This is a genomic window from Mycobacterium sp. (assembly GCF_019243155.1).
Taxonomy (GTDB): Bacteria; Actinomycetota; Actinomycetes; order Mycobacteriales; family Mycobacteriaceae; genus Mycobacterium.
This window is the reverse complement of record NZ_JAFAUS010000134.1, coordinates 1-8,502: the sequence shown is the minus strand read 5'-3', so window position 1 is coordinate 8,502 and position 8,502 is coordinate 1. Positions and strand designations below refer to the sequence as shown.

Annotated in this window: 8 protein-coding genes; 7 read left to right on the top strand and 1 reads right to left on the bottom strand. The window is 67.4% G+C overall.

Annotation, left to right across the window (positions count from 1 at the left end; translation table 11 throughout):
* From recN to xerD, 6 genes are all read left to right on the top strand, one after another.
* The coding region (recN, locus tag JOZ00_RS06655; protein WP_293341451.1) for a DNA repair protein RecN at positions 1–1,297 on the top strand (1,297 nt) is incomplete at its 5' end.
* A 113-nt stretch (positions 1,298–1,410) separates the two neighbouring features.
* Positions 1,411–2,592, top strand: a complete 1,182-nt coding sequence (steA, locus tag JOZ00_RS06650) for a putative cytokinetic ring protein SteA (protein WP_293341448.1) — start codon at positions 1,411–1,413, stop codon at positions 2,590–2,592.
* A gap of 22 nt (positions 2,593–2,614) precedes the next feature.
* Positions 2,615–3,559, top strand: coding sequence for a copper transporter (locus JOZ00_RS06645; protein WP_293341445.1), 945 nt, complete (start codon positions 2,615–2,617; stop codon positions 3,557–3,559).
* 122 nt (positions 3,560–3,681) lie between these two features.
* Positions 3,682–5,430 (top strand): CTP synthase, encoded by a 1,749-nt coding sequence (locus tag JOZ00_RS06640; protein WP_293341443.1) that lies wholly within the window; start codon positions 3,682–3,684, stop codon positions 5,428–5,430.
* Complete coding sequence (locus tag JOZ00_RS06635) at positions 5,423–6,046, top strand: NUDIX hydrolase (protein ID WP_293341440.1); 624 nt, start codon at positions 5,423–5,425, stop codon at positions 6,044–6,046. The genes JOZ00_RS06640 and JOZ00_RS06635 overlap by 8 nt, the downstream gene beginning before the upstream one ends.
* 5 nt (positions 6,047–6,051) lie before the next feature.
* A complete protein-coding gene (gene xerD, locus JOZ00_RS06630) occupies positions 6,052–6,987 on the top strand; it encodes a site-specific tyrosine recombinase XerD (protein ID WP_293341454.1) in 936 nt (311 codons plus the stop codon).
* Between the two features lie 3 nt (positions 6,988–6,990).
* On the opposite strand, the gene JOZ00_RS06625 is transcribed toward xerD, so the two are convergent.
* Positions 6,991–7,743 carry a class I SAM-dependent methyltransferase gene (locus JOZ00_RS06625; protein WP_293341437.1) on the bottom strand — a complete coding sequence of 251 codons (753 nt, stop codon included), beginning with the start codon at positions 7,741–7,743 and terminating at the stop codon, positions 6,991–6,993.
* A 192-nt stretch (positions 7,744–7,935) separates the two neighbouring features.
* Here JOZ00_RS06625 and JOZ00_RS06620 point away from each other — a divergent pair.
* Positions 7,936–8,502 (top strand): AAA family ATPase (locus JOZ00_RS06620; protein WP_293341434.1); only part of this gene is annotated, 567 nt, incomplete at its 3' end.

The following is an 8,502-nucleotide window of genomic DNA, read 5'->3' as shown; positions in this document are numbered from 1 at the left end:
GCTGGACCGGTTCGCGGCCACCGCCCCCAAATTGGAGCGCTATCGGAAACTGCGCGACGCGTGGCTGACGGCCCAGCGCGATCTGATCGACCGTCGCAACCGGGCCCGCGAACTTGCCCAGGAGGCGGACCGACTGAAGTTCGCGCTCAACGAGATTGACACCGTCGACCCGCAGCCGGGTGAGGACGATGCGCTGGTGGCCGACATTCTGCGGCTCTCCGAACTGGACACGTTGCGCGAAGCCGTCGCGACCGCGCGTGCGGCGCTCTCCGGCGAACTCGACGACGTGGACGGTGGCAGCGCCGCCGACAGCCTCGGGCGGGCAAGGGCCGCACTGGAATCCACCGATGACGCCGCGCTGCAGGCGCTGGCCGGTCAGGTCGGTCAGGCGCTGACCGTGGTGGCCGACGCGGCGGGCGAGCTCGGCAGTTTCCTGGACGACCTTCCGGTCGACGCCAGTGCCCTGGAATCCAAGCTGGCCCGGCAGGCTCAACTGCGCACGCTGACCCGCAAGTACGCCGCCGACGTCGACGGGGTGTTGCAGTGGGCGACGCAATCGCGTGAACGCCTGGCGCAACTCGACGTCTCCGAGGAGGCGGTGGGACACCTGGAACGTCGGGCCGATGAACTGGCCCGCGAATTATGCGAGGCTGCAGTCGATCTCAGCAAGGCGAGGACCAAGGCCGCCAAACGGCTGGCCAAGGAGGTCACCGTCGAGCTGGCCGGCCTGGCGATGGGCGATGCCGAATTCACCATCGAAGTGAGCACCGACATCGCGAGCGCACCCGCCGATCCCGCCGCGCTCAGGCTGCCCTCCGGCGAGATGGCCCGGGTCGGCTCCGATGGGGTCGACGAGGTCGAGTTCGGGTTCGCGGCGCACCGGGGGATGACGGTGCTGCCGCTGGCCAAGAGCGCATCCGGCGGCGAGTTGTCCAGGGTGATGCTGGCGCTGGAAGTGGTGCTGGCCGCATCGGCGGCGGGGACCACGATGGTGTTCGACGAGGTCGACGCGGGGGTGGGCGGCCGTGCGGCGGTCCAGATCGGGCGGCGGCTGGCGCGGCTGGCCCGCACCCACCAGGTCATCGTGGTGACGCACCTGCCGCAGGTCGCCGCGTATGCCGACGTGCATCTGGTGGTGCATGCCGCCGGCCCCAAGGGGACCAGCGTGGTCCGGCGGGTGGCGACAGACGAGCGGGTGGCCGAACTCGCGCGGATGCTGGCCGGGTTGGGCGAATCGGACAGCGGCCGCGCGCACGCCCGCGAACTTCTCGAGGCGGCCCAGAAGGATGAAATCTAACCGTTCCACACACTTGATGCAGATGTGACTAATGGGACTCTAGATAACTTCTGAGGCTAATGTTACGGCGCGCCTCCCCATATCGCCTGCGCTTCGCGGACAGAATCGCCCCCATGAAGATGTCAGGCCTGCTTACTCGTAACCCCGCCCGACCGGGTCTTATCGGCACCGCGCGGGTGGACCGGAATATCGACCGACTGCTGCGCAGGGTGTGCCCCGGCGACATCGTGGTGCTCGACGTCCTGGATCTGGACCGCATCACCGCCGACGCGCTGGTGGAGGCCGACATCGCCGCGGTCATCAACGCCTCACCGTCGGTCTCGGGCCGCTACCCCAACCTCGGGCCGGAAGTGTTGGTCAACAACGGGGTCACCCTGATCGACGAGACCGGACCCGACATCTTCAAGAAGATCAAGGACGGCGCGAAGATTCGGTTGCACGAGGGCGGGGTGTACTCGGGCGACCGCAGGCTGGTGCGCGGTACCGAACGCACCGACCACGACATCGCCGACCTGATGCGCGAGGCCAAGAGCGGACTGTCCGCCCACCTGGAGGCGTTCGCCGGCAACACCATCGAGTTCATCAAGAGCGAAAGCCCGCTTCTGATCGACGGAATCGGCATCCCTGACGTCGATGTCGACCTGCGCCGCCGGCACGTGGTGATCGTCGCCGACGAGCCCAGCGCGGAAGAGGACCTGAAGTCCCTCAAGCCGTTCATCAAGGAGTACCAGCCGGTGCTCATCGGTGTCGGCTGTGGCGCGGACACGTTGCGCAAGAACGGATATCGCCCGCAGATCATCGTCGGTGACCCCGACCAGATCAGCACCGACGCCCTCAAGTGCGGCGCCCAGGTGGTGCTGCCTGCCGACGCGGACGGCCACGCGCCGGGTTTGGAGCGCATCCAGGACCTCGGCGTCGGGGCGATGACCTTCCCGGCCGCGGGCTCAGCGATCGACCTGGCCCTCCTGCTGGCCGATCACCACGGCGCCGCGCTGCTCGTGACGGCCGGCCACACCGCCAACATCGAGACGTTCTTCGACCGGACGCGGGCACACAGCAATCCCTCGACGTTCCTGACCCGGCTCCGGGTCGGCGAGAAGGTGGTGGATTCGCGGGCCGTTTCCACCCTCTACCGCAACCACATCTCGGCCGGTGCCATCGCCCTGCTGGCCCTGACGATGCTGATCGCCGTGATCGTCGCGTTGTGGGTGTCGCGCACCGACGGCGTCGTGCTGCACTGGGTCACCGACTACTGGAACCACCTCTGGGTCATGGTGCAGAAGTGGGTGACCTAGGTAGCAGGGGAAGTCGGGTCCGATGATCTCGTTACGCCAACATGCCTTATCGCTGGCCGCCGTCTTCCTGGCGTTGGCGGTGGGAGTCGTGCTGGGTTCTGGCTTCCTGTCCGACACCCTGCTGTCCAGCCTGCGCGACGAGAAACGCGACCTGCACACGCAGATCAACGGGCTCAACGACCAGAAGAACGTACTGAACGAAAAGCTCAGCGCGACAAACAACTTCGACACCCAGCTGGTCGGCCGGATCGTGCGCGACGCGCTCGGTGGCAAATCGGTCGTCGTGTTCCGCACCCCGGACGCAAAAGACGATGACGTCGCCACGGTCTCCAAGTTCATCGGACAGGCCGGCGGCGCGGTGACCGGGACGGTGTCGTTGACCCAGGAATTCGTCGACGCCAACTCCGCGGAGAAGTTGCAGACGGTGGTGAACTCGTCGGTGCTGCCCGCGGGCCAGCAACTCAGCACCAAGCTCGTCGACCAGGGTTCGCAGGCCGGTGACCTGATGGGCATCGCGTTGCTGACCAATGCCAATCCGGCCGTGCCGCCTGTAGACGATTCGCAGCGCGACACCGTGCTGGCGGCCCTGCGCGATACCGGCTTCATCAGCTATCAGCCCAGCGACCACCTGAGCGCCGCCAACGCCGCTTTGATCGTCACCGGCGGGTCGCTGCCGCAGGACGCCGGAAATCAGGGCGTCAGCGTGGCCCGCTTCGCGGCCGCGTTGGCACCGCACGGCACGGGAACATTGCTCGCCGGGCGGGACGGCTGCGCGAGCGGTGGCGCCGCCGTCGCCGTGACCCGCGCCGACGCCGGCCTGAACTCCACGATCAGCACCGTCGACGATGTCGACGCCGCGCCCGGGCGCATCACCGCGATTCTGGGTCTGCACGACCTGATGAACGGTGGTCACGTCGGGCAATACGGCATCGGACACGGCGCAACCTCGATCACGGTTCCTCAGTAGCGGGCGTGTTAGCCGCGACACAGCGGCGCTGATGTTAGGGTGGGTTTCCGTGGGTCGGCAGGCCCATCTAGTTAATTGGCTAGAACATTCGAAAGCCCTGCCCGTCTTCACGGAGGCCGCCTGTGCGAAAGCACCCGCAAACCGCCACCAAGCACCTCTTCGTCAGCGGCGGCGTCGCGTCCTCGCTTGGCAAGGGGCTAACCGCCAGCAGCCTCGGTCAGCTACTGACTGCCCGCGGGTTGTACGTGACGATGCAAAAGCTCGATCCGTATCTCAACGTCGACCCGGGCACGATGAACCCGTTCCAGCACGGCGAGGTCTTCGTCACCGAGGACGGCGCCGAGACCGATCTCGACGTCGGTCACTACGAGCGGTTCCTGGATCGCGATCTGTCCGGCTCGGCGAATGTCACTACCGGGCAGGTGTATTCGACGGTCATCGCCAAGGAACGGCGCGGCGAGTACCTCGGTGACACGGTGCAGGTGATTCCGCACATCACCGACGAGATCAAGGGCCGCATCCTGGCGATGGCCGAGCCCGACGCCGACGGTAACCGCCCCGACGTCGTCATCACCGAGATCGGCGGCACGGTCGGCGATATCGAATCGCAGCCGTTCCTGGAGGCGGCGCGACAGGTTCGCCACGACCTGGGCCGGGAGAACGTCTTCTTCCTGCACGTCTCGCTGGTGCCGTACCTGGCCCCGTCCGGCGAACTCAAGACCAAGCCGACACAGCACTCGGTGGCCGCCCTGCGCAGCATCGGTATCACCCCGGACGCGCTGATCCTGCGTAGCGACCGCAACGTCCCCGAAGCGCTGAAGGACAAGATCGCGCTGATGTGTGACGTCGACATCGACGGCGTCATCTCCACTCCCGACGCGCCCTCGATCTACGACATCCCGAAGGTGCTGCACCGCGAGGAACTCGACGCTTACGTCGTGCGCCGGCTCAACCTGCCATTCCGAGACGTCGACTGGACGCAATGGAACGATCTGCTGCGCAGGGTGCACGAGCCGCACGAAACGGTGCGAATTGCGTTGGTAGGCAAGTATATCGAGCTCTCGGATGCCTACTTGTCGGTCACCGAGGCGCTGCGCGCCGGCGGTTTCAAGCACCACGCCAAGGTCGAGATGCAATGGGTGCCCTCCGACGACTGCGAGAGTGCGGCCGGCGCGGCGGCGGCGCTGGGCGACGTGCACGGGGTGCTGATCCCCGGCGGGTTCGGCATCCGTGGGATCGAGGGAAAGATTGGCGCCATCCGCTACGCGCGAACGCGCGGGTTGCCGGTGCTGGGCCTGTGCCTCGGTCTGCAATGCATCGTGATCGAGGCCGCACGCTCGGCCGGGTTGACCGAGGCAAACTCGGCCGAATTCGACCCGGAGACGCCGGATCCGGTGATCTCCACGATGGCCGACCAGGTCGATATCGTGGCCGGCCAGGCGGATCTCGGCGGCACCATGCGGCTGGGTGCCTACCCCGCTGTTCTGCAACAGGATTCGATCGTGGCCAATGCCTACGGCGCGACGCAGGTGTCGGAACGGCACCGGCACCGCTACGAGGTCAACAACGCCTACCGCGAGAAGATCGCCGAAAGCGGCCTGCGGTTCTCCGGAACCTCGCCCGACGGTCATCTGGTGGAATTCGTCGAATACCCGCCGGACGCACACCCGTTCATCGTCGGTACCCAGGCGCATCCGGAGCTGAAGAGCCGGCCCACCCGGCCACATCCGCTGTTCGTGGCTTTCGTCGGGGCGGCTATCGACTACAAAGCGGGCGAGCTACTACCGGTCGAGATCCCCGACCAGACGTCCAACGGAACCCAGCATCGCGACAGCATCGAGCGGCTACCTGCGCCCGCCTCCCGTGGCTGAACACGGATTCGAGACGGCGTCATCCGAAACGCTGTACACGGGAAACATTTTTGCGTTACGCAGTGACCGGGTGCGGATGCCTGACGGCAGCACCGCGGTGCGCGAAGTCGTCGAGAACTACGGGGCCGTCGGCATCGTCGCACTGGACGACGACAACAACGTCGCGATGGTCTACCAATACCGGCACCCGCTCGGCCGGCGGCTCTGGGAGTTACCGGCCGGGCTGCTCGATGCCGCGGGGGAGGCGCCGCAACTGACGGCGAGCCGCGAGCTCAAAGAGGAGGTCGGCCTGCGAGCCGAGACGTGGCAGGTGCTGGTCGATCTGGATTCCGCGCCGGGCTTCAGCGACGAGTCGGTGCGCGTCTATCTGGCCACCGGACTGTCCGAGGTGGACAGGCCCGAAGCCCACGCCGAGGAAGCCGACATGACGATGCGCTGGGTTCCCATCGCGGAGGCGGCGCGCCAGGTTTTCAGCGGCGAGATCGTGAATTCGATTGCCGTCGCCGGGATTTTGGCCGCCCACGCGGTGACCGTCGGGTTCGCGCAGCCGCGTCCGGTGGACAGCCCGTGGATCGACAAGCCGACGGCGTTCGCCGCGCGGAAGACCGCGCAATGACGTCGGTGGAGGCGCTGGAGACTCAACTGCAGGGCTACCTGGACCACCTCACGATCGAGCGCGGCGTCGCGGCGAACACCTTGAGCTCCTATCGTCGCGACCTGCGCCGCTACAGCAAGCACCTGTCCGACCGCGGAATTCACGATCTGGCCAAGGTGGGCGAGGACGACGTGAGCGAGTTCCTGGTCGCGCTGCGCCGCGGCGATCCCGAATCGGGCGTCGTCGCGCTGTCCGCGGTGTCCGCGGCGCGGGCGCTGATCGCCGTGCGCGGCCTGCACCGGTTCGCCGCGGCCGAAGGGCTCGCCGAACTGGATGTGGCGCGGGCGGTCCGGCCGCCGACGCCGGGACGCCGGCTTCCCAAGAGCCTCACGATCGATCAGGTCCTCGCGTTGCTGGAGGGCGCGGGCGGGGAGAGCGCGGCCGACGGTCCGCTGACCCTGCGCAACCGGGCGCTGCTGGAGCTGCTGTATTCCACCGGCGCGCGGATCTCCGAAGCGGTCGGCCTCGACGTCGACGACATCGACACCCAGGCGAGGTCGGTATTGCTGCGCGGCAAGGGCGGCAAGCAGCGGCTGGTTCCGATCGGGCGCCCCGCGGTGCAAGCACTGGACGCCTACCTGGTGCGGGGCCGTTCGGAGTTGGCGCGCCGGGGCCGCGGCACGCCGGCCATCTTCCTCAACGTGCGCGGTGGCCGGTTATCGCGGCAGAGCGCGTGGCAGGTGCTGCAGGACGCGGCCGCACGGGCCGGGATCAAATCCGGTGTGTCGCCTCACATGCTGCGCCACTCCTTCGCCACCCACCTGCTCGAGGGCGGGGCAGATGTCCGGGTCGTGCAGGAGTTGCTGGGCCATGCCTCGGTGACGACGACGCAGATCTACACGATGGTCACCGTGCACGCGCTGCGCGAGGTGTGGGCCGGGGCCCACCCGAGGGCTCGGTAACTCCTAGCCCAGGTAGTCGGACTCCAGCACCAGGTCGGTCGCCAGTGACTGGTATTCCAGGTGAGCCTTGTGCTCGACCGTGTTGAACAGCTTGCCCTGATGCTGGCGCATGTACTCGCGGTACTTCGGCGCGCCGGGAATCTTGACGTTATCGGCCACCACGATGGACCCCGGATGCAGCCACCCGCGCTCCAGGAAGCGCTGCAGGTCGTCCAGGTAGGCATCCTTGTCGTGATCGAGAAACACGAAATCAAGTGCCCCAGAGGCGAATCCGTGCTCATTCGCCAGCGCGTCCAGGGTGCGACCACCGTCGCCGATGGTGCCCACGACGCACGTGACCCGGTCGGCGACGCCCGCGTGGGCCCAGATCTGCCGCGCGTTCGCGGCGTTGGCCTCGGCGAGCTCAACGGAGAAGACCTTGGCGTGCGGGGCGGCCCTGGCGATACGTAGCGCGCCGTATCCGACGTAGGTGCCCAGTTCCAGCGCCAGCGCGGGATCGGCGCGCTTGACGGCGGCGTCGAGCAGCAGACCCTTCTCGTCGCCGACGTTGATCAGGATCGACTTCTCGTAAGCGAACTTGTCGATGGTGCCCAGCACGTCGTCGATGTCGCCGGCCCGAGCGTGACGCAGGACGTAGTCCACCGCGGCGGCCTCACGTCCGTCGCCGATCTGGCCCGTCGTGGTGACGTTGCGAGACCCGAGGGCCATCCGCCAGACCGACCACCGCAGCAGCGGTATGCGTCGCTTCAGATCCATAGGGGTCACGATAGGCCGCCGCAGAGCGCGTCGATGGGGCTGGTGGGACCGGTGTGACGCAGTGGGTCAGGATGTGTTCTCGACTAGCGATTCCCGCCCATATTGGCTGGTAACTTGCCTGCGGGTCGGCGAGTTTCAGCGTGCGTACCCGTTAGACTTTCCTGCGATGTTCACCTTCCGAACACCCCCGCCATGACCGATCAGCCGGAGAGCGGCGTCGAGCTCGGTCTGACCGGGCGGCCGCCGCGGCCGATCCCAGAGCCGCAGCCGCGCACGTCGCACGGCCCGGCGAAGGTCGTCGCGATGTGTAACCAGAAGGGTGGCGTCGGGAAGACCACGTCGACGATCAACCTGGGCGCCGCGCTCGCCGAATACGGCCGACGCGTGCTGCTGGTGGACATGGACCCGCAGGGCGCCCTGTCGGCGGGCCTCGGCGTTCCGCACTACGAGCTGGAGCAGACGATTCACAACGTGCTGGTCGAGCCGCGCGTGTCGATCGACGACGTGCTGCTGCACAGCCGGGTCGCCAACATGGATCTGGTGCCCAGCAACATCGACCTGTCCGCCGCCGAGATCCAGCTGGTCAACGAGGTGGGCCGAGAGCAGACGCTGGGGCGGGCGTTGTACCCGGTGCTCGATCGCTACGACTACGTGCTGATCGACTGCCAGCCGTCGCTGGGGCTGCTCACCGTCAACGGACTGGCCTGCTCCGATGGTGTGGTGATCCCCACTGAGTGCGAGTACTTCTCGCTGCGCGGC